Below are 20,681 nucleotides of genomic sequence, written 5' to 3' on the forward strand. Positions count from 1 at the left end.
CACAATACTATTTTACCCGCATCTCGCGGAGAACAATCGAATGGGCATGCTCAGCGCTAATAAGCGACAATTCCTCCTCTCATTCGACACTCCAATAGATATAGCATATTAGATTGTACCATTATATGCGATAGCTTACATGGATAAGGAATGCGTAAACTTAACAACTTTGTAAAATATCCAGTCCTCCAGGCCTTTTTTAAGGTGTTATAATGAAAACGAACTGAAAGACCAGACAGTTTTTTCATTTTTTTCCGAAAGAAGATGAATGATAATGAACGAGGGGTTACAAGACCGCCTTGAAAAATATGGTTTCTCACTTTACATGATACGAATTACGCTGGCCGCTTCACTTTCATGGGTCGCCGTACACAGCATATATGGTAGCCAATATTTATACTTTGCACCCCTTGCGGCTATCCTCATCACCCAAGCCAGTGTTAAAGCATCGCTAGAAAAAGGAATCTACCGCCTGATCGGCATTATTCTTGGCGGGATCGTTAGCCTAATTGTTGGCCAGTTTTTTGATGTAGGTGGGCTTTCTATCCTGCTCATTCTACTCATCGGGATTGGCATCGCTACGGCCTGTAAGATGAACATTCAAGCTGTCTCACAGGTGGGTGTTACTTCCGTTCTAGCTCTTACCTTTTACCAGAATGACTACGTGCTTTGGAGAATAGGGGAAACGTTCATTGGTGTGCTGATCGCTCTGGCCATCAATATGATTATCGTGCCGCCGAACAGGTTCGTCAAGGTAAAAGCATTGGCATTCGAAGGAAGTCTTCTACTTGCGGATGCATTAAAAGATCTCGTAGGCGTAAGACGTGATTCTCCGAAAGACGATTTGCTGGAGGAAGCAGGTAAACTCCTGTCGAATAGCAGCCGGGAACAAAAAGAAATGTTCTATACCCTCACACATTATCAGTGCCGTGGTGAACTGAAGGGACTCATACAGGCTACCTCACATCTAAAAAGCATTCATTCCTACGTCAAAGAAATCGCCGACGATATTCGTCTTCTGCCAGCGCATCACGCCTCTTCGGACTGGATGAAGGATGTGCTGGAATCAACCGCAGATTGCATTGCTCTTTATGGAACCAGAACGTTATCAGACGCGGAATGCCAACGTTCTCTTGCCGATTGCATACAACGCGCTCGAGACCTGCAACTGGCAAGTTTCTCTGAACTACAAGGGAATTGTTCGCTATCAAGCATTCGTGATCTTGGTGCGGTCTTCAGTCACTTAAACCGGGTGTTGGAGGAAGTAGAGCGGGCTAAATCTGCTACTTATGTTGTAGCCACTCGGCCCTCAACAGCTGAAGTCGCACGCGCTTTACGTTTTATTAAAAAGGGACTCTCCCAGAAGCTATAAGCTTCGGGAGTGTCCCTTTTGTTCAAATATAAGGATGCCGAAGGCGTTTATGCTTGCCTATTCATCAATATGCCCTCTTACAACCTTGATTACTACAATCACCACATAAATTAACTAAACCGACTGCTTCGCGGCACGTCCTATCCTCACATTCACCAGAACAATGCTGCTAACAATAAGCAATAGACCAATCACAAGATTCAAAGTAATCTGCTCATTTAAAAAGACTACGCTAGTACCTATCGAGATCAGTGGAATCAAAAAAGTGAATGATCCGACCTTCCCTGCCTCTCCCTCGTTAATCAGCTTGAAATAGATCAGCCAGCCTAAAGCAATCACAAAGACTGCAATAAACAGTGTATCGGCTATAAACGTTCCACTCCAGGTGATATCCGACCACTTCTCTGTAGCAGATCCCGAAAGCAGCAAAATGATACCACCGATCGTTATTTGCATAGCGGTCATCCATAGCATATCCACGCGCACAGCATTTCGTTTCATATATACCGTTCCTAATGCCCAGCTCAAAGCACTGGCTAAAGCAAGCACAATTCCCCATATAGAGATGCTTCCGTTAAGTCCTCCAATACTGAGGGAGCCTACTCCGATGAACCCTAGCAACAGACCTGCCATTTTGAGCCCGTACATACTCTCTCCTAACCACAGCCATGAAAAAATGCCCAGCAATACCGGCTGCAGAAATACAATGGACGAGAATAATCCTGCGGGTACATACTGCAAGCCAATTGTCTGAAATCCATAATAAAACACGATACTTAATATAGCCGAGGTCAGATAGATCGGCCATAGCTGCTTGAAGCGAAGCTCCTTCATCTTAGGAAGTGCAATTAGAATCAGAATGAATCCGCCGATGACGGTTCGGATACCTGCAAATAATAAGGGCGGAGCGTAGTCTAAGGCGATTTTGGATATAGGCCAATTTATGCCCCATACAATCACCAAAAATATAAGAAGGATGATGCTTTTCTTCTGCTGATTCATGTATTCACTCCTTGGTGTAGATTCATCACAAATGATACAATAATTAAGAATATAAATGAAATGAATAATACTCATAAGGGGCATATCATATTTGTTATGAACAATACTCAGATTCGTTTGTTCGTCAAAATCGCGGAGAGCGGTAGTTTTACCAAGGCTGGTGTAGAACTGAATATGACTCAACCTGCTGTCAGTCGAGCAATTTCCTCTCTAGAAGCCGAACTGGATGTAAAGCTATTACTTCGAGATCGACGGAACGGTCTAATGCTTACTGACATCGGCAAGCGTATCCTTGTTATTTTTCGTGAAATTCTAATGGGCTTTGATAAGGTCAATCAGGAGATTTCCGCCGAGAGGGGACTTGAGAAGGGAAGCATTCGAATTGGGGCTTTTCCTGTGGCTTCTGCCTATTTTTTACCGAAGATTATTAGCTCTATCACTGAAAGATATCCGAATATCACGATTAGCCTGCAGGAGGGCTCTATCGCCGAAGTCAGAGAATGGCTGGAATCCAAAGAAATTGATGTTGGCTTATTACTCGCTCCTTGCGAGGCGTTCGAAACCATCCCACTATATAGAGAAAAGCTGTATGCCGTAATTAGAGATGACCATCCTTTGCGTAAACGGTCTGTCATAGGTGTGAGAGAGTTAGCGGGTGAGCCTATGCTGATCTGTAAAGCAGGTTATGAACCACCGGTGGTAGATTTATTCCGCAGAAGCAGCAGCTATCTGAATGTGAAATATGTGGTTAATAACTATGCAACAGCTCTTAATATGGTTCAAGAGGGGCTGGCTGTGGGTGTGATGTCTGAGTTATCTTTGTTATCTTTACCTCCAAATGTAGTAACCCGTGAACTGCAGCCTGACGCCTACAGAGATATACATATCGCAGTCAGCTCGCTTACCGACACTTCCATTGCTGTAAAGATGTTCATCGACACAGCTCTGGATCTTTTTACTAAGCCTAAAAAAATGGATGATGAGGAGTGCTGAAGATGAACTTTAAAAGACTTGGAAATAGCGGACTACAAGTATCCGCATTGGGACTGGGCACAAACGCTTTTGGTAAAAGGGCAGATCAAGATACCTCCATTCAGATCGTACATACTGCGCTGGATCATGGCATTAACTTTATCGATACCGCTAATATTTACGCCGGCTCCGAATCTGAGCGAATCATCGGTTTGGCCTTGGAAAGTAGAAGACATGAGGCCGTTCTCGCCACTAAAGCAGGCTTAGTTAAGCATGACGGACCTAACGGAAGCGGCTCCTCGAGGCACCATTTGATGCAGGAATTAGAAGATAGTCTTCGCCGCCTAAAAACGGACTATGTCGATCTATACCAGATTCACACCTTCGATCCCAATACGCCACTCGAAGAGACGTTACGGACCCTGGACGATATGGTATCTTCGGGCAAAGTACGCTATATCGGGGCTTCCAACTATACAGCATGGCAATTAATGAAGGCGATTGGAATTAGTGAGGCACGGAGCTTCGCCAAATATATTTCAATTCAGTGTAGCTATTCCTTAGCAGATCGGACCCCGGAGAATGAGCTTCTCTCCCTTTGTCTTGATCAAGGTGTAGGGATTATTCCTTATTTTCCACTGGCGGGCGGAATTCTCACAGGCAAATATAATTCAAACAGTTCCGCACCTTCAGGGTCCAGAGCAGATACCGATCCTAATTTCAAAAGATTCCTGAATCATGAACGGATCGAACTGGGGAACAAAGTGGGGCAGATCGCTGAAGAACTGGGAGCCTCTTCTACTGCACTTTCCTTAGCTTGGCTCATGAATCATCCTGCCGTCTCGACAGTTATTGTTGGGGCTACACGCGTGGAGCAGCTGGAACAGAATTTGCATAGTACCTCCATTCAGCTTAACGAAGAAACAGTGAGCAAGCTGGATGAGGCAAGTGATTCCTTCCGCTTTGGCGAGCCTTTCGCTTTTTATCGGCTCCCATAATCTAGCTATTACAATGAAGGAGGGGAGTATTATGACAACACATACAACGGCTAGCATTCAAGCGATGCTTGAAGAGCATAAGGACTTTTTTAATCGTGGCGCAACTAAAGAGGTTGCCTTTCGGCTTAGTCAGCTTCAGAAACTTAAAGACAGTATTAAACGATACGAGAGTCGTATTATCACTGCCTTACAACAGGATTTAGGAAAAAGTGAGTTCGAGGCTTATGCCACAGAGATTGGCTTCACCTTGGACAGCCTAGGTTACATGATGAAGCATCTCAAACGTTGGGCGAAGCCCGTAAAGGTTAGATCACCGCTGCATTTATTTCCTGCGAAGAGTTATATCTTAAGTGAACCTTACGGTACCGCGCTCATTATAGGTCCTTTTAATTATCCATTTCAGTTGCTGATCGAACCGCTTATAGGCGCCATTGCCGCTGGAAACTGCGCTGTCCTCAAGCCATCGGAGAGCACACCAGCCATTACGGCTGTTATAGAGCAGCTCATTCAGGAGACCTTCGAACCCCAGTATATTCGCGTAGTTCAGGGGGAGAAAGAGACCACCAATCTGCTGATCCATGCCAGGTTTGATTATATTTTCTTCACGGGCAGTGTTCCGGTCGGCAAAATCGTGATGGAAGCCGCTGCGAAGAATCTAGTGCCTGTAACCTTAGAGCTTGGCGGGAAAAGTCCGGTCATTGTCGACACATCAGCCAATCTTGATGTTGCAGCGAAGCGAATCGTATGGGGAAAATTATTAAATGCCGGTCAAACCTGTATCGCCCCCGATTATTTGCTCGTTCATAAGGACATTGCTAATGAATTGATCACCAAAATCAAACATCAGATTACTGAATTCTACGGTCAAAATGCGCAGCCGAATACAGATTATGGCCGGATCGTAAATGAGCGCCAGCTGCAAAGACTCGCCAGTCTCATTGAACGAGATCGAGAAAAGGTGGTTATGGGCGGAACCGTCATTTCAGAAGAACGTTATATTGAACCTACACTAATCTATCCTGCGGCTTGGACTGACGCTTCTATGGAAGATGAGATCTTCGGTCCGATCCTACCCATATTGGAATATCATCAATTGGATGAAGCTATCCGGAGTATTAACGAGCATCCAAAACCACTTGCGCTTTACCTGTTCACAGGGGATAAAAATGTTGAACAAGAGGTGCTTTCCCAAGTCTCTTTCGGAGGAGGCTGCATCAATGATACGATCTCGCATGTGGCGAACGCTAGCTTGCCGTTTGGTGGGGTAGGCAACTCTGGAATCGGCGGCTATCACGGGAAGCACAGCTTTGAAGTCTTTTCCCACCGCAAAAGCATCGTTAAGAGAGGCACACGAATCGACCTCGGGATTGTGTACCCACCCTATGGGAATAAGATCAAGCTAGTACGAAAAGTATTAAAATAGACAAAGCAGCAAGCCTCCCATGACCGGGAGGCTTGATACTTTTCAGAGGAACCACTTTTCATTATTTGAACAGCTGTACCAATTCCTCTACATGTAACTCCGCGGTAGAAGGGAACCATAGCTCAGCACTCTCTTTCAAGGATGGACTTCCGGCTCCAACGGACCTCATACCAGCGGCTTTGATGGCAGCTATCCCCTCCGCTGTATCTTCGATAGCTACGCAGCAGTCAGGTGATATGCCCAGCATCTCGGTAACCTGTAAATAAATTTCCGGATCTGGCTTGCCCATACGGATGTTTTTAGGGTCAGCAATCGCCTGAAACAAGCGCCCGATCTTCAATCGTTCAAGAATCAGCATTGCATTCTCATTAACGGAAGCCAGTCCGACAGGGATTCGCTTTTTCTTCAAATCGGTCAGAAGACTATGGATACCCGGGTGCAAATCATCCGGTGTCATTTGTTGAATCAGCTGTTTATACTTTTCGTTCTTTTTGTTGCAGAGCATTCCTTTTACCGGTTGGGGTAAATTCAGACCGCTTCCCTCCAGTAGAATCTCTAAACATTCCATTCGACTATGGCCCTTCAGACGTACATGCTTCTCTCTATCAAAAGAAATCGCCAGCTCATCGGCTAAGGCTTTCCAGGCCAGATAATGATACTCACTAGAATCGGTAATAATCCCGTCCAGCTCGAAAATAACAGCTTCAAGCTGCTTCACATTTGAAAGGGTCACCGGCTTCTTTACAGTTAACTGCACAAGGCTCCCTTTATGTAGAATTTCAATCTCTTCACCTGTCAGTAGTGTATAAATCACTACCTTACTATCAACATAAATATCCAATAAGTGCCCACCGCTTGTTATTTTAAACCGATAGCTGTCCCATTGTGCTGGCAAGGCAGGATTAAAGGACAGCATACCGCCACATAAGCGCATCCCACCAAACCCATTCACAATCGACAGCCAAGATCCTGCCATAGCAGCAGTATGCAGCCCGTCCTTCACATTGCGGTTAATATCATCTAAATCCATCCGTACCGTGCGGTCAAAATAGGCGTACGCCCCCGCTAAATCACCAATCTCAGCAGAAATAATACTGTGAATGCACGGTGACAAAGAAGAATCATGTGTCGTTAGCGGCTCATAATAATTGTAATTGCGGATCTTGTCCGCCAAGCTGAACTGATCACCTAACAGAAACATGGCCATCACCAGATCTGCCTGTTTGAGCACCTGATGACGGTAAATCACCAACGGATGGTAATGAAGCAGAAGTGGATATTTATCCGCTGGCGTATGTTCAAAGTCCCACTTCTTCTTAGTCAGAAACGTATCATCCTGAGCATAGATGCCAAGCTCCTCATCAAAAGGGACATACATTTTTTCTGCGGCGACCAGCCAATCACCAGGCTCTTCCTCAGTCAGACCAATCTTGCCCTTCAGACGTTCAAAATCCTCCGGATACTGCTTTCCTAACAGTCTGGCTATCTCATATGCATAATAGAGTTGATCCCGTACCATAAGATTAGTGTATGCATTATTGTTAACGATAGCTGTATACTCATCGGGACCTGTTACTGCGTCAATACAGAACGCACCCTCTCTGGCCGGATTAAAATGACCCAGATCCACCCAAAAGCGGGAGGTCTCGAATATCATTTCCGCCCCCTCCAGGACCAGAAACTCATAATCGCCAGTTGCCCGGACATACTGTTTAATGGCATAGGAAATATCCGCGTTAATATGCATTTGTGCTGTTCCTGCCGGAAAATAGGAAGAGTTCTCAGCCCCGTCTATGGTGCGCCAAGGATACAGTGCTCCCTTCTGAGACATGACTGCTGCCCGTTCCCGTGCCTTATCTAACGTAGCATAACGAAACTCGAGTAGCTTCCGGCTAATCTCCGGCTGTGTAAATGTAAAGAAGGGTATCATATACATCTCAGTATCCCAGAAATAGTGACCTTCGTATCCTTCACCCGTCAGGCCCTTGGCCCCGATGTTCGTAACCCCGTCACGTCCTACGGATTGCAGCAATTGAAAAGCATTAAAACGGATACCCTGTTGAAGCGCAAGATCGCCCTGAATCTCCACATCGGTATGTGCCCAGAATTGATCCAGAAAAGCCCGTTGTTCATGAACTAGCGCTTCAAACCCACAGTTCTCCGCCAAGTGTTGCACTTCTAAGCACCTGCCTAACAGCTCGTCTTCTGCATAATCCTTAGAAGTGTGATACGAAATGTACTTGGTCAGGGAGATCCTTTCCCCCATTATCACTGGAACAACCCATTGCATGGACAATCGCTGATCTTCTAGCTGCACGAGCCTTTCATATCTAGAGCTACAATTCAGACTGTGACTTATCCCTGTTAAAAGAGCAAACCCAGTATGCCGCGTCCTCTGCTTCATCCACAAAAAGGACTGCTCGAGCTCATGACCGGTTTCGACTAGCAGTAAATTGGGTTCCTTACTCCCTGATCCCAGCCGGGGGTCATCCGTGACCTCCGGCCTTTGGATCCCACCATCGATGGATGAAGTAAACGTTAGGGTTCCCTCAAAATTCAATGCCTTGACCTCGTAATCTATGGCCGCTAAATGTTTATGCTGCATGGCCACCATCCGACGAATGTTCAGCTGTACCCTGTGTCCGGCAGGAGATTCCCATTCTACCTGCCGATGCAAGATCCCATTTCGCATATCCAGCTTCCGTTCATAACGGTGCACTTGCCCACTGTTCAACTGAAAGGTATGACCTTCAATGCTGAGTTTAATAATCTTGGCGTCCGTCACGTTCAGCATAGCTTGGTTGCGGGAAGGATACCCATAAGCTCCCTCTGGATACACAATAGGCTCGGAATCAAAAAATCCATTCAAGTAGTTCCCTATTACAGATGAGCCCGAGTGGCCATGGTAGCCTTCCTCGAAATTACCGCGCATGCCAATGTATCCATTACCCAGAGCAAATACACTTTCGCTTCTTTGATTGTTCTCTTCATCATAAGTCTCCTCATCAAGACTCCACTCCCGGTAAGGATACACCGCAGCCGGATGTACGTATGGTTTCATCTTCATCTCTCTATGCTCCTCCTGACACAGTTTTATTCAATTAGCTATACTTTATCCTTATAATTCCTGCAATGTTCAAATCAACCTTTTATTGATCCACCCATAAGCCCTCTGACGAAATACTTTTGCAGCAGGAAAAAAATCGCGAGCGGCATCAGCATGGAGATAAATGCAGCCGAGGTGAGTAAATGCCAGTCGTTGCCTCGTGAGCCTACTAAGTCGGCGATCTTCATCGACATGACCTGCACTGACGGTTGATTGCCGATAAAAATCAGCGAGACTAAATAGTCATTCCACACCCATAGGAATTGAAAGATTCCGATAGAAGCCAGTGCGGGCACAGATAACGGTAGAATCAGCCTACTGAAAATAGTAAAATGGCTCGCCCCATCCATAAAAGCTGACTCAAACAAATCCTTAGGAAGCTGACTGATAAAGTTATACATAAAGTAGGTAACCAGCGGTAATCCAAAGGCCGTATGCGCCAGCCAAATGCCCAAGTAACTTCCGTTCAGTCCAAGAGCCGTATAATCTTTAAGCACTGGAATAAGTGCCACTTGTATTGGAATAACGAGCATTGCGATAATGATGACAAAAAGCGTGCGGCGTCCAGGAAAACGTAGCCAAGCAAAAGCATAGGCGGCAAAAGAAGCGATCAACACCGGAATGACCGTCGCCGGAACAGCAATCGTCAGTGTATTCCAGAAGGCCTGCGACAATCCGGTACCCTTTTGCACCGTTTCACTGCCATCAGCTTGTTTGAGCTTGTATTCCTTGCCCGAGAGCACGTTATTGTAGTTATCCAATGTGAGATCCGGTGTCATTTTCCAGCCTTGTTCCTGTTGATTTATGGTACGCGCTCTGCGGTTCTCCCACATCAAACGACTGCCATCGGCCTTCACGCCTGCCTTCAGCTGCTCATCGGTATAGGTTTTACCGTTTACCTCGATCGGCTCCCGCAGATCCACATCCTTCGATAGCTGAAGGGTCTCTCCAGCCTTCCACTCCTGATGGGGGAAAGCTTTCCACCATCCAGTCTGCAGAATATCGGCAGCCGGACGGAAGGAGGAAATGAACAGCCCAAGGGTCGGAAGCAACCAAATGAAACAAATCACACCCAGCACGATATTAACAATCGTCTTGCTGCCTTTTCTCTTCTTTTTCCCGGCCATTAGAATCCCCCTTGCTTACGGAACTGACGTAGATTGATTATGATCACAGGCAACACCGCGATCAGCAGAACAATAGCCAGCGTGGAGCCGTAACCGAAATTCCGGTACATAAAGAATTGGCGGTAAAACTGTGTAGCCACTACCTCTGTATCGTATTGACCTCCTGTCATCACCATGACGACGTCAAATATTTTCAATGTAAAGACGATAATGGTCGTTGTCACAGTCAGAATGGTTGCTGAAATGTAGGGGATCATGATTCCAAAGAAGATCTTCACCTCATTAGCACCATCCACTCGTGCAGCTTCCAATATGTCGTCAGGAACTCCCTTAATAGCTGCCGAGAATATCACCATCGCAAATCCGGTCTGCATCCAGATCAGAATGATGATGAGGAAAAAGTTATTCCACGGCTGAAGCATACTCGTCCATGCCTGTGGTTCTCCCCCAAAATAAGTAACGATGGCGTTCAAAAGTCCAATTTGTTCATCGCCGGGTTGATAGTAATATACAAACTTCCAAATAACGCCTGCGGCTACAAAAGAAATAGCCATCGGCATAAAAATGATCGATTTAGCTAGCTTCTCATAGCTGCTTCTGTCGGCAAGAATTGCAATCAAGAGCCCAAAAGCTACACATGCCAGTGTACCAACGAATACCCAAAGTAAGTTGTTACGCAGTGCCGTCGCCATTAGATGGTCGCTAAAGATCGCTGCATAGTTGCTGAGACCTACAAATTTCTCTGAAGAAGCATTGAAAAAGCTTAAATACAGCGTCCGCAGCGCAGGCAGCACCAATAGCCACCCCAATATAATCACTGCCGGACCAATAAAAATATAAGGCAATACCTTTCGGCGTACGTAATCAGGATATTGCTCGACTGCCCAGGTAAGTGTGTAATAGATCAGATAAACACCCAGAACCCCCCATAGAACAGCCAGAACCGCCGTTAGTAGCGGGTTTAGCGTTGAATCCCGAAAGAATAAAAAGATCGAGCCATTAACAACAACATTGGCTATTAATACTAAAAGAGACAGCAATACCGCCCTAAGGCTTACCGTCTGCTTGGCTTTTAATTGTGGCTTCATTTGTGGTTGTAGTTGTGATTGTCCACCCATATTAGCTCCAGCTCCTCCTATACTCACGCTTTGGAAAACAAAAAGAGGGGCAGAGAACCTTCAAATCTCGCTGCCCCTCTTTTAACTGTGTGCTTTCAATATTAGGTTAGTTGTTCCAGCCAGACTGGATTTGTTCCAACGCCTGATCCAGCGTCGCAGTACCACTTACGTAGTCGGTCATCCCCTTCCAGAAGGTACCTGCGCCCACTTTGCCCGGCATCAGGTCAGAGCCATCAAAGCGCAGCGTGGAAGCATCCTGAACCAGCTTCGCCATCCGGCGATCGGATTCTGAGGTATACCAATCCAGGGAAGCATCATTCATTGGAGCAATTACGCCGCCCGATTGCACCCAGGTCTTAATGGATTCTCCTGTAGTAAAGAATTCCATAACTGCACGAACTTCAGGACGATCGTTGAACATCGCGTAAATATCGCCAGCAACTAGCACTGGTTTACCATATTGAGGATCAATAGGCGGCAGGTAGAACCAATCATAATCTACATCAACCTTTGCGGTTTCAGGGAAGAAGCTTGTAATAAAGTTGCCGAGCATATTAAACCATGCTTTAGGAGGATTATTGAACATTGGTGCTGGGGCATCCCCGAACGATGTCGTCACGATGGATTTTGCACCACCATAGACATAATCCTTGTTGAGCCAAATTTTCGACATGGTTTCAACTGCATTCTTCACTTCTGGAGAGGTAAATGGCAGCTCACCTTTTACCCATTTATCGTAGTTCTCAGGTGTAGTTGTGCGCAGCATTATGTTTTCTACCCAGTCTGTTGCCGGCCAGCCTGTTGCAGCACCACTCTCGATTCCAATAGCCCAAGCAGGATCACCATCTTTCGCAATTTGTTCCGTCAGAGCCATCATCTCATCCCATGTCTCAGGAACCTTGTAGCCCGCTTCATCAAATTGCTTTTTTGGATACCAGACCAAGCTCTTTACGTTACTGCGGTTCCAGATCCCCGCCATGATCTTGCCGTCTTTCCCGTCCATATTAGACATATCAAGCCAGCTCTTGTTGTAATTAGCCGTCAATTTGGCTTGATCCAGCACGTTAGTTAAATCGATAACCTTGCCAGTCTTAGCAATCGAGGCTAGCAGTCCCGGCTGCGGGAAATCAGCGATATCCGGAGCATTTCCACCGTCTACTCGAATGTTTATCGTAGCTTCGAACTCTTTTGAGCCCTCGTATTGAATATCAATTCCTGTCTTCTCTTCAAACTCTTTAATACTATTCTCAAATTTCACTTGGTCAGCATCTACGAAGGGGCCGAACATCGTTACTTTAGTTCCTTTATAGTCGCCCTTCATGGCTAGCTCTAGCGGAGATCCCGATGGCTCGGTGCTAGGAGCAGTTGTAGCTTTCTCAGTGTTATCTGCTGTTGGGCTGGTAGTCGCTGCAGGTGGATCTGTAGGCGCTGCATTGTTGTTATTGCCTCCGCCGCATGCACTCAGCATCATAGTGAAGGATAAACACAGTACTAAAGCCAATGACTTTTTACGTCCTGAGGTTTTCTTCATCTTTTGTACATCCCCTTTAATGGTTTTAGAGATTGCTTCTGACTCAATCATCCGGTACCCTGGCATGTATAAGCAGCTTGTAGCAGATCACCTCCTTGCAAAGCTTTTCAGAATCTAAGGATCTATACTAAAAAAGAATCCAATCACAAATTCCAATTAATTGTAGCGCTTACATTTGTTATAGTATCACATGAAGTAAGCGTTTCCAATCTGTATTTGAAATGTTTTGGTAAAAATTATTTTTATTGTCTAAGCAAATATTCAAATGTTGCTTAAGACGAGCGCTGAATTCTGAAAAGCTTTTCAGAGGGTGGTACAAAAGTGAACTACCCCTATTTTTCTCGTGTAGATTCCCGCACAATCAGCTTATGCTCCATCTTCTCATTCAATACCTGCACTTCACCAGTTGTAAGCAATTCATGCAGCTTCTCGGCCGCACGATACCCTAACTCGTAAATTGGCTGTGCAATCGTAGTTAGCTTCGGGATGAACATACCCGACATCCTTAGATTATCAAACCCAATCACGGATACCTGACCCGGAACAAGAATATTACGATCCTTCAGATAAGAAATCGTCCCCATCGCGAATTCATCAGCCACACAGAAAATAGCAGTTAGTTCAGGGTAATCTGTAAATAGTTCATGCGCAGCTTGATAAGCATGTTCAAACCGGTGACTGGCATATTTACTCTTCACAATATTCTGCTGTAACCCTGACTCTGTTAGTGCTCTTACAAACCCTTCATAGCGTGGTGGTCCTGATACCGAATTATCATGGTTAAAACCAATCATACCAATATCTTTATGACCTAAATCAATCAGGAACTTTACCGCATCATAGGCAGCCGCTTCATCATCCACCTCCACACTTGGAATGTCGAACTCATCGGAATGTGACGACACTAGCACAAATGGAATTCTACAACCGACCAATTTGTCATGATACTCAGGGTAAAGAAAATCACTGGCGAATACAATCCCATCCACCTGCTTCTCATGGAAGTTATCAATATAGGACAGTAGTCGTTCTTTGTCGCGGTCCGTATTGCAGATCATTAGACTATACCCAAGCTTGATGCAAGCATCCTGCATCCCCCGAATCACCCCTGCGAAATACAGGTTCTCAATATCCGGAATAAGCAGGCCCAGTGTAAAGGACTTCTTGTAAATCAAACCACGTGCAAATGAATTAGGTTGATACCGCAATCGTTCTACAGCCTCCATCACTCGATTCCGTTTGCTCTCCACTACCGAATTCGGTGCATTCATAACACGTGACACTGTGCTAATCGACACCTCGGCCATTCTGGCAACATCTCTTATGGTTGGCTTCATAATGATAACTTCCTTTTTTAGGGAACTTTTCGATGTGATTATAGCAAGCCCGATTGGAAATAACAATATAATTTTTGAAGCGCTTACATTATTTTAAAAAATTCATCTTCTCCTCCTCTTTCTTCACTTGGAAGATAAACAACTTACTTAAAGTGTGTATATAGTTTTATTACATGGTATACTATCCGAGTAGCGATATTCGTAGCTACAAATACTGCTCTATGAGCATAGAGCATTTATTATAGGAGGGATAACATTGAAACAACCTCGTGACATTCGATTCTCCGTACTGGACCTGGCTTCTATTGTGGAAGGAGGGACCGCGGCAGACTCTTTTCATAACTCTCTAGATTTAGCTCGGAACGCTGAGAAGTGGGGCTATCATCGGTATTGGTTCGCTGAACATCATAATATGATCGGAGTTGCCAGCTCTGCTACCTCACTCTTGATCGGACATATTGCTGGTGGCACCCAAAGCATACGTGTTGGCTCTGGTGGCATTATGCTATCCAACCACGCACCACTTGTTATTGCCGAACAGTTCGGGACTCTCGAATCTCTATATCCGGGACGGATCGATCTTGGACTGGGCAGAGCACCCGGATCTGATCAACCAGCTTCCCGTGCGCTGCGTCGCGGGCTCGGAAGCGATGGCAGTGAATTCCCTGAGCAGCTAAGTGAGCTAAGAGCTTACTTCGACCCTGCAGGAGCAGGATCGCGCCCAGCTGGAGTACGCGCGGTTCCTGGGGAAGGCTTAAATGTTCCCATCTGGCTCTTAGGCTCCAGCGGCTTTAGTGCTGAGCTAGCAGCCAAGCTAGGGTTGCCTTTTGCCTTTGCCAGCCATTTTGCACCTGAGTATTTACTTCAGGCGCTGCACATATACCACAGTAATTTCCGTCCATCAGAAGTACTAGACAAACCTTATGTTATGGTCGGACTAGGGGTTACAGCAGCCGATACCGTAGATGAGGCAAGAAAGCTAGCTACCTCGCAGCAGCAGCAGTTCCTCAATATCATCCGCGGGCGTACAGGCAAGTTACAACCACCCGTTGAGAGTATGGATGGGCTATGGACGGTACAAGAAAAAGCAATCATGCTCGATAAGCAGCGTTATTCTTTCTCTGGCGATAAAGCAGCGATTAAAGAACGACTTCAAGACATTCTGAAAGAGACACAAGCAGATGAATTGATTATCTCCGCAGGGATTTATGATCATGAAGCTCGTCTTCGTTCCTATGAAATTGTAGCTGAGGCTATGAAAGAACTGTAAGATTGCAGTCTTAACAAGGCAGGACGTTATCTGAGTATCGGGAATTCTCCCGTTTCAGATATGCGTCTTGCCTTTTTTGTTTTGTTTTCGAAACCGTTCTTAATAAAACACTACTAAGATATTAAAAAACATAAAAATAAAGAGATATAGAGAGAAATCAACAGATAAATAGACCATATACTTATTATTTAAGCAAATATGATCTAATTAGTTGTAATACATCATTTTTCTTTGGATATCATTTTGATTATACTTTATATATTCGCTATAACGAACGATTTGTATTTTGGCTATGCCCTCTTTCTCCGTTCATTCAGTAAGATTCCGCCCACAAATGAAAGAGTGGTACTTTACAATACCACTTATTTCGACAATGTAGAATGGAATAATCGTTTAAAACGGAGGATTTTGCCGGAAGCCCGCAGATTTTGTTTTTCAACAGCTACAATGGGCTCAGGAGAAAGGAGCAAAGAAAGTGAAGAAGAAATACCATTCAGTCTTCATAGCTGCTTACGTTCTGATTATTCTGGTAGGAGTAATATGGCACGCTGGAGGGGTAAGCGCTCAGGATACCATTAAGCTTACTGTGAATTCTCATACCACGAGCACAGCCACCATGAACAATATGAAGCCCGGTGACGAAATGAGCTCAGAGTACACGATTATTAATGATGGCACAGAAGGCTTTGATTACTTTGTGGACTTTAAATTCATCTCTGGAGACGTAGAGTTGTACAATATTCTCCAAATGACACTCGAAAAAGAGGGAGTAATCATCTATTCGGGAGTGATGAGTGAGGCTGCTGGCAGAGTAACCATCGGTTCACTTGCTGGAGGAGAGAAGAGTGTAATTCAAATGGATGTAACCTTCCCATGGGAAGCCGGCAACGAATATCAAGGGAAGGCCACAACCGTAGCTTTTGAATTCTCCGCTTCCGGAGAACCAGGTCCAACCACCGAGCCTACTTCAACGCCTACGCCAACAGCGACGGTTGCACCTACACCTGATCCATCACCTACAGCAACGGCAACAGCAACAACTGAACCTACTGAAACACCTACAGAAACACCAGCAGCTACACCTGAAGCTTCACCGACACCTACGGTTGCACCAACCACAACACCTACAGATTCACCAACGACTACAGCTTCACCTACAGCTGTCGTAACACCAGGTCAGTCAGTGCCACCAACAGCAACAGCAACACCATCGCTTTCACCTACGGCTTCACCGCCTGCAGTCGATGAAATAAGCGTTACTGAAGAACCGATTCCAATGGGCGGAAGCAGTAATGAGCCTACACCTGCAGCGTCACCAGGTGCTGGTAGTCAAACCACCAGTGCAACACCTCAGCCAAGCGATGAGGTAGCCTTACCTGACGGCGACATTCCTTTGGGAGCACCAGAGGCAGGCAACGAGCTTCCAAATACCGCCGAGCCTTGGTATAACTTAATTCTTGCCAGCTTAGCTATTGCGGTACTCAGCGTGATCATCATGCGCAGATTGAAATCGAAGAAAGAATAACGTTTAGTAATTTAAGTCTGGAGGAGAGAGTATGAAGAAGCGTAATGGTGTCTTATTAACCGTGAAGCTAATCTTCATACTCTCTTTAGTTGTGCTGATTTATTCGATCGTTCAAGTCGTCAAAGCACCCATCGAGGCCAAGCAGGCCCTGAATGATTGGGCAAAAAAGAGGGAGGAAGCCATCGCCCGCCCCCTTTCAAATGAAGAGAACCCTCTCCCCAAGGGAATGGTCAGTTCTCCAAAAGAACCACCATCTTCTTCCCCCTCCTATAAAGAGGGTGAATTGATTGGAGAAATCCGCTTCCCCACCTTAAATAAGAAGGTGGCTATTCTGGAGGGTACGGAAAGCCCTGAATTAAAAAAAGGAGCTGGACACTATATAGGTAGCGCAGCCATCGGCGCCATCGGTAATAGCGTGCTTGCTGGACACCGTGATACCGTATTCCGCAATCTAGGAGAACTTGTCGCAGGAGATCTAATCGAACTGGAAAGCATGGACGGTACGTTCACCTATGAAGTGACAGGCAGCACGATTGTAGACGGGACTGAACGCGGCGCAATAAAACCAAGCGATAAGGCTATTCTAACCTTGATCACCTGTTATCCTTTTTCATACGTGGGGTCAGCACCGGACCGGTATTTACTTTCAGCGAAGCTAGTGAAGCAAGAAATATTGCCTCATTAAAGCTAATCTTAACTCTTAATCTTCCTCCTCAGGGATGAGACCGGATATGGAAAGTGATACTATATAGATACAACAGTAATGAGGAGATGACCCACAGTGAAAAAAGAGGTTGTAGAACGGTTTATTTCGTATGCTCAAATGGATACCCAATCGAACGAGGATAATGAAACTTGTCCGTCCACTCCGGGGCAGATGGTGCTGGCCCACAAGCTGGTCGATGAGCTCAAGGAGATCGGCATGGATGAAGTGCAGGTGGACGAGCATGGGTATGTCATGGCTACACTCCCAGCCAATACGGAGAAGGATGTTCCGACCATTGGTTTTTTGGCACATCTCGATACAGCAACTGATTTCACAGGAACAAATGTAAAGCCACAGATCTTGGAGAACTACGATGGCAAAGATATTCTTCTGAACAAAGAATTAAATGTTGTATTGTCTAAAGCGAGCTTCCCAGAGCTGGCAGAATATAAAGGCCATACATTAATTACAACCGATGGTACCACCCTGCTTGGCGCAGACAATAAAGCCGGTATTGCCGAGATTATGACAGCTATGAATTACCTTCTTCAGCATCCAGAAATCAAACATGGCAAGATTAGAGTTGCCTTCACACCGGACGAAGAAATCGGCCGCGGACCTCATAAATTTGATGTAGCTGCTTTTAATGCTTCCTATGCTTACACTGTGGACGGAGGCCCACTCGGTGAACTAGAGTATGAAAGCTTTAATGCTGCATCAGCCAAAATCTCGGTTTACGGCGTCAATGTACATCCTGGTACTGCCAAAGGAAAAATGATTCATTCCGCAAAAATCGCTATGGCGCTCCACCTTAGACTCCCTGCTGAGGAAGCTCCAGAATTCACAGACGGTTATGATGGCTTCTACCACCTTAGCTCCATAGAAGGCACACCGGAATTCAGCAAGCTTCAATATATCATTCGTGACTTCGACCGTGAGAAATTCGAGGCACGTAAAGCCTTTCTTTCTGCCATCGTAGATGAATTCAAGAGCATCCATGGTGAAGAGAACATCGTGCTTGAAATGAAAGACCAATATTACAACATGCGCGAAAAAATCGAACCGGTGCGTCATATTGTCGATATTGCCCATGAGGCGATGGAGAATCTGAACATCACACCGATCATCCGCCCGATTCGCGGGGGAACAGATGGCTCACAGCTTTCCTACATGGGTTTACCTACACCTAATATTTTCACGGGGGGCGAAAATTTCCACGGTAAATTCGAATACGCCTCTACTGACAACATGGAAAAAGCGGTAAACGTAATCGTCGAGATCGCCAAGCTGTTCGAACAAAAAGCCTAAATCGTAATTCACGTCACTCCATATTGAATACAAAAAATCCCTGAAAAGGTCGATTCAGACCTCTCAGGGATTATTAATGTTCAAAGTCTATTCGATTAGCATCTTTCTTCCGGCGGCGTGTCTTTCCAGATCACGTTTTCCCCGTAATTCTTACCCCAATCATACATCAATCGAAGGACGGGAAGCAGACTCTGTCCATATGAAGTCAGAGAATACTCAACTTTTGGAGGAACCTCGGCATACACTTTCCGAAGAACCAACTGATCTTCTTCAAGCTCTCGAAGCTGATTGGTCAACATTTTTTGCGTGATATGAGGAATTAACTTCTTCAGCTCACTGAACCGCTTTGTCCCTTCAAGCCCAAGATGCCACAGGATTATCAGCTTCCATTTGCCTCCAATCACCGCAAGCGTCAGTTCCTTCTCGCAGTTAATTTCCTTCAAGTTGATGCGATCTTTAATCTCGGTTGCCATAACTAAAGCGCCTCCTCTCTCCTGTTGTCATACTAACACAAAAACGAATAACCTCCTTACTAGGAAGGCATTCGTTTCTGTACTCTCACTCTAAATTAGCATGCTTGCCGAACATCTGCTTAGTCGTCTGCCCCGTCTTCTCCATCATCCGCAGAATCACTGCATCGTAAAAGACTAACATCGTCTGTTCGAATAAAGAAGCCATTGGCTGAATCGTGCTGTAGCCTCCGCTGGTCTGATCTTTTGTAGATCCCGGCAGCTTCACTACATAGCTCGCTAAACGTCCGACGGTCGAGTCCGGCGCAATCGTAACGGCAATAACCTCTGCACCTACTCCTTTGGCCTTCTCTGCCATAGAGATCAGCCCCTTCGTCTCTCCTGAACCCGAACCGAGCACAAGCACATCACCAGGCTCAATACCCGGAGTTACCGTTTCTCCCACGACGTACGCTTCTTTACCGACATGCATGAGTCGCATTGCAAAAGCACGCCCCATCAATCCTGATCTACCAGCCCCGGCCACAAATACCTTATTCGACTGAAGAAGCAGTTCAGCCATTCGTTCAGCCTCTTGCTGATCAAGCTGAGAAATGGAGCGCTGAAGCTCCTCTATAATTTGCTGCGCATATTTCAATGTGTCCATTGTAATCTTAAGCCTGGTTAACTAGACGTTTCATCTCTGCCGCTGCGGCCTTTTGATCAGCCTCACCCGTAATGCCTCCGCCAACGATAACAAGATCAGGATTCGCTGCGATAACTTCCGGAAGCGTACTTAGCTTGATCCCCCCAGCGATAGCGGTTTTAGCCTGTTTAACTACACTTTTAATTGCATTCAAATCTGCAAAAGAATTTTTCCCTTCCGCCTGATGGTCATATCCAGAGTGTACGCAGACATAGTCTACGCCAAGTGCGTCTACTTCAGCCGCTCTTGACTTAATATCTTTTACATTGATCAGGTCAACCAGAATCTGTCTATTCGTCTTCTTAGCTTCCTCCACCGCACCCCGAATGGTAGCATCATCAGATACCCCAAGCACAGTAACGATATCAGCACCAGCCTCTACCGCCTTCATCACTTCATATCCGCCAGCATCCATGATTTTCAAATCAGCCAATACTGTCAAAGCAGGAAAAGCTTCCTTTATTGCTTTCACCGCATGCAAGCCTTCATTAATAACGATAGGTGTTCCAATTTCAACGATATCTATATATTCAGCAACCTCTGAGACAATCTCTTTCGCTCCCGCAATATCCACTAGATCCAATGCTAATTGCAATTTCATATTTATTTGCACTCCTTGTTAATATATTTTAGTAAGTCATGTACAAATTGTAGATCCTTACATCCTTTAAGGGAAGTAGGCACTTTATTGTGATGTAGTTACCTGGAGGATACTAATGTACTGCTGCCAG

At 45.5% G+C, this 20,681-nt stretch carries 17 protein-coding genes; 8 read left to right on the forward strand and 9 right to left on the reverse strand.

Features of this window, described 5'->3' with window-relative positions; genetic code table 11:
* The first annotated feature begins 274 nt into the window (after nt 1–274).
* The gene (locus tag MKY99_RS29100) at nt 275–1,372 is read left to right on the forward strand and encodes an FUSC family protein (RefSeq protein ID WP_339267748.1); all 1,098 of its coding nucleotides are present in this window, start codon (nt 275–277) and stop codon (nt 1,370–1,372) included.
* Nucleotides 1,373–1,486: 114 nt separating this feature from the next.
* On the opposite strand, the gene MKY99_RS29105 is transcribed toward MKY99_RS29100, so the two are convergent.
* A complete protein-coding gene (locus MKY99_RS29105) occupies nt 1,487–2,374 on the reverse strand; it encodes a DMT family transporter (RefSeq protein WP_076284906.1) in 888 nt (295 codons plus the stop codon).
* Between the two features lie 60 nt (nt 2,375–2,434).
* Here MKY99_RS29105 and MKY99_RS29110 point away from each other — a divergent pair, with 60 nt between their 5' ends.
* The 3 genes from MKY99_RS29110 to MKY99_RS29120 are packed head-to-tail and all read left to right on the forward strand — an operon-like array spanning nt 2,435 to nt 5,767.
* Nucleotides 2,435–3,367 (forward strand): LysR family transcriptional regulator, encoded by a 933-nt coding sequence (locus MKY99_RS29110; RefSeq protein ID WP_339267751.1) that lies wholly within the window; start codon nt 2,435–2,437, stop codon nt 3,365–3,367.
* Between the two features lie 2 nt (nt 3,368–3,369).
* The gene (locus tag MKY99_RS29115; RefSeq protein WP_339267753.1) at nt 3,370–4,344 is read left to right on the forward strand and encodes an aldo/keto reductase; all 975 of its coding nucleotides are present in this window, start codon (nt 3,370–3,372) and stop codon (nt 4,342–4,344) included.
* Nucleotides 4,345–4,375: 31 nt separating this feature from the next.
* Entirely contained in the window at nt 4,376–5,767 is a 1,392-nt protein-coding gene (locus MKY99_RS29120; RefSeq protein ID WP_339267755.1) for an aldehyde dehydrogenase, read from the forward strand.
* Nucleotides 5,768–5,828: 61 nt separating this feature from the next.
* Here MKY99_RS29120 and pgmB read toward each other — a convergent pair whose 3' ends face one another.
* From pgmB to MKY99_RS29145, 5 genes are all read right to left on the reverse strand, one after another.
* Nucleotides 5,829–8,834, reverse strand: coding sequence for a beta-phosphoglucomutase (gene pgmB, locus MKY99_RS29125; protein WP_339267757.1), 3,006 nt, complete (start codon nt 8,832–8,834; stop codon nt 5,829–5,831).
* 74 nt (nt 8,835–8,908) lie between these two features.
* On the reverse strand, nt 8,909–10,000 hold the full coding sequence (locus MKY99_RS29130) for a carbohydrate ABC transporter permease (RefSeq protein ID WP_094868352.1): 1,092 nt from the start codon (nt 9,998–10,000) through the stop codon (nt 8,909–8,911).
* A complete protein-coding gene (locus MKY99_RS29135) occupies nt 10,000–11,088 on the reverse strand; it encodes a sugar ABC transporter permease (RefSeq protein WP_042194677.1) in 1,089 nt (362 codons plus the stop codon). Before MKY99_RS29135 ends, MKY99_RS29130 begins: the two co-directional genes overlap by 1 nt.
* A 136-nt stretch (nt 11,089–11,224) precedes the next feature.
* Complete coding sequence (locus MKY99_RS29140) at nt 11,225–12,649, reverse strand: ABC transporter substrate-binding protein (RefSeq protein WP_042194681.1); 1,425 nt, start codon at nt 12,647–12,649, stop codon at nt 11,225–11,227.
* Nucleotides 12,650–12,981: 332 nt separating this feature from the next.
* Nucleotides 12,982–13,986: a LacI family DNA-binding transcriptional regulator gene (locus MKY99_RS29145; protein WP_339267760.1), complete on the reverse strand. Its 1,005-nt coding sequence runs from the start codon at nt 13,984–13,986 to the stop codon at nt 12,982–12,984.
* A 256-nt stretch (nt 13,987–14,242) separates the two neighbouring features.
* Between MKY99_RS29145 and MKY99_RS29150 the strand changes: the two genes are divergently transcribed.
* The 4 genes from MKY99_RS29150 to pepT all read left to right on the forward strand — a co-directional run bounded on the left by MKY99_RS29150 (nt 14,243) and on the right by pepT (nt 18,795).
* Entirely contained in the window at nt 14,243–15,256 is a 1,014-nt protein-coding gene (locus MKY99_RS29150; RefSeq protein ID WP_339267762.1) for an LLM class flavin-dependent oxidoreductase, read from the forward strand.
* 475 nt (nt 15,257–15,731) lie between these two features.
* Nucleotides 15,732–16,781, forward strand: coding sequence for a hypothetical protein (locus MKY99_RS29155; RefSeq protein ID WP_339267764.1), 1,050 nt, complete (start codon nt 15,732–15,734; stop codon nt 16,779–16,781).
* 31 nt (nt 16,782–16,812) lie between these two features.
* Complete coding sequence (locus MKY99_RS29160; RefSeq protein ID WP_339267765.1) at nt 16,813–17,466, forward strand: class D sortase; 654 nt, start codon at nt 16,813–16,815, stop codon at nt 17,464–17,466.
* 96 nt (nt 17,467–17,562) lie between these two features.
* Nucleotides 17,563–18,795 (forward strand): peptidase T, encoded by a 1,233-nt coding sequence (gene pepT / locus MKY99_RS29165; protein ID WP_339267767.1) that lies wholly within the window; start codon nt 17,563–17,565, stop codon nt 18,793–18,795.
* Between the two features lie 95 nt (nt 18,796–18,890).
* Here pepT and MKY99_RS29170 read toward each other — a convergent pair whose 3' ends face one another.
* From MKY99_RS29170 to hxlA, 3 genes are all read right to left on the reverse strand, one after another.
* A complete protein-coding gene (locus MKY99_RS29170; RefSeq protein WP_036682121.1) occupies nt 18,891–19,268 on the reverse strand; it encodes a helix-turn-helix domain-containing protein in 378 nt (125 codons plus the stop codon).
* 85 nt (nt 19,269–19,353) lie between these two features.
* Nucleotides 19,354–19,911, reverse strand: coding sequence for a 6-phospho-3-hexuloisomerase (gene hxlB / locus MKY99_RS29175; protein ID WP_339267769.1), 558 nt, complete (start codon nt 19,909–19,911; stop codon nt 19,354–19,356).
* Between the two features lie 7 nt (nt 19,912–19,918).
* Complete coding sequence (hxlA, locus tag MKY99_RS29180) at nt 19,919–20,551, reverse strand: 3-hexulose-6-phosphate synthase (protein WP_042192727.1); 633 nt, start codon at nt 20,549–20,551, stop codon at nt 19,919–19,921.
* Between the last annotated feature and the right edge of the window lie 130 nt (nt 20,552–20,681).

It is taken from the genome of Paenibacillus sp. FSL R5-0470 (assembly GCF_037975205.1).
Taxonomy (GTDB): Bacteria; Bacillota; Bacilli; order Paenibacillales; family Paenibacillaceae; genus Paenibacillus_AQ.

Coding starts and splice junctions, on each gene's coding strand:
- MKY99_RS29105 (WP_076284906.1), bottom strand. CDS start 2,374: ATGAATCAGCAGAAGAAAAGCATCATCCTTCTTATATTTTTGGTGATT.
- MKY99_RS29160 (WP_339267765.1), top strand. CDS start 16,813: ATGAAGAAGCGTAATGGTGTCTTATTAACCGTGAAGCTAATCTTCATA.
- MKY99_RS29145 (WP_339267760.1), bottom strand. CDS start 13,986: ATGAAGCCAACCATAAGAGATGTTGCCAGAATGGCCGAGGTGTCGATT.
- MKY99_RS29170 (WP_036682121.1), bottom strand. CDS start 19,268: ATGGCAACCGAGATTAAAGATCGCATCAACTTGAAGGAAATTAACTGC.
- MKY99_RS29120 (WP_339267755.1), top strand. CDS start 4,376: ATGACAACACATACAACGGCTAGCATTCAAGCGATGCTTGAAGAGCAT.
- MKY99_RS29115 (WP_339267753.1), top strand. CDS start 3,370: ATGAACTTTAAAAGACTTGGAAATAGCGGACTACAAGTATCCGCATTG.
- MKY99_RS29135 (WP_042194677.1), bottom strand. CDS start 11,088: ATGAAGCCACAATTAAAAGCCAAGCAGACGGTAAGCCTTAGGGCGGTA.
- MKY99_RS29140 (WP_042194681.1), bottom strand. CDS start 12,649: ATGAAGAAAACCTCAGGACGTAAAAAGTCATTGGCTTTAGTACTGTGT.
- hxlA (WP_042192727.1), bottom strand. CDS start 20,551: ATGAAATTGCAATTAGCATTGGATCTAGTGGATATTGCGGGAGCGAAA.
- MKY99_RS29130 (WP_094868352.1), bottom strand. CDS start 10,000: ATGGCCGGGAAAAAGAAGAGAAAAGGCAGCAAGACGATTGTTAATATC.
- pgmB (WP_339267757.1), bottom strand. CDS start 8,834: ATGAAGATGAAACCATACGTACATCCGGCTGCGGTGTATCCTTACCGG.
- hxlB (WP_339267769.1), bottom strand. CDS start 19,911: ATGGACACATTGAAATATGCGCAGCAAATTATAGAGGAGCTTCAGCGC.
- MKY99_RS29110 (WP_339267751.1), top strand. CDS start 2,435: ATGAATAATACTCATAAGGGGCATATCATATTTGTTATGAACAATACT.
- MKY99_RS29100 (WP_339267748.1), top strand. CDS start 275: ATGAACGAGGGGTTACAAGACCGCCTTGAAAAATATGGTTTCTCACTT.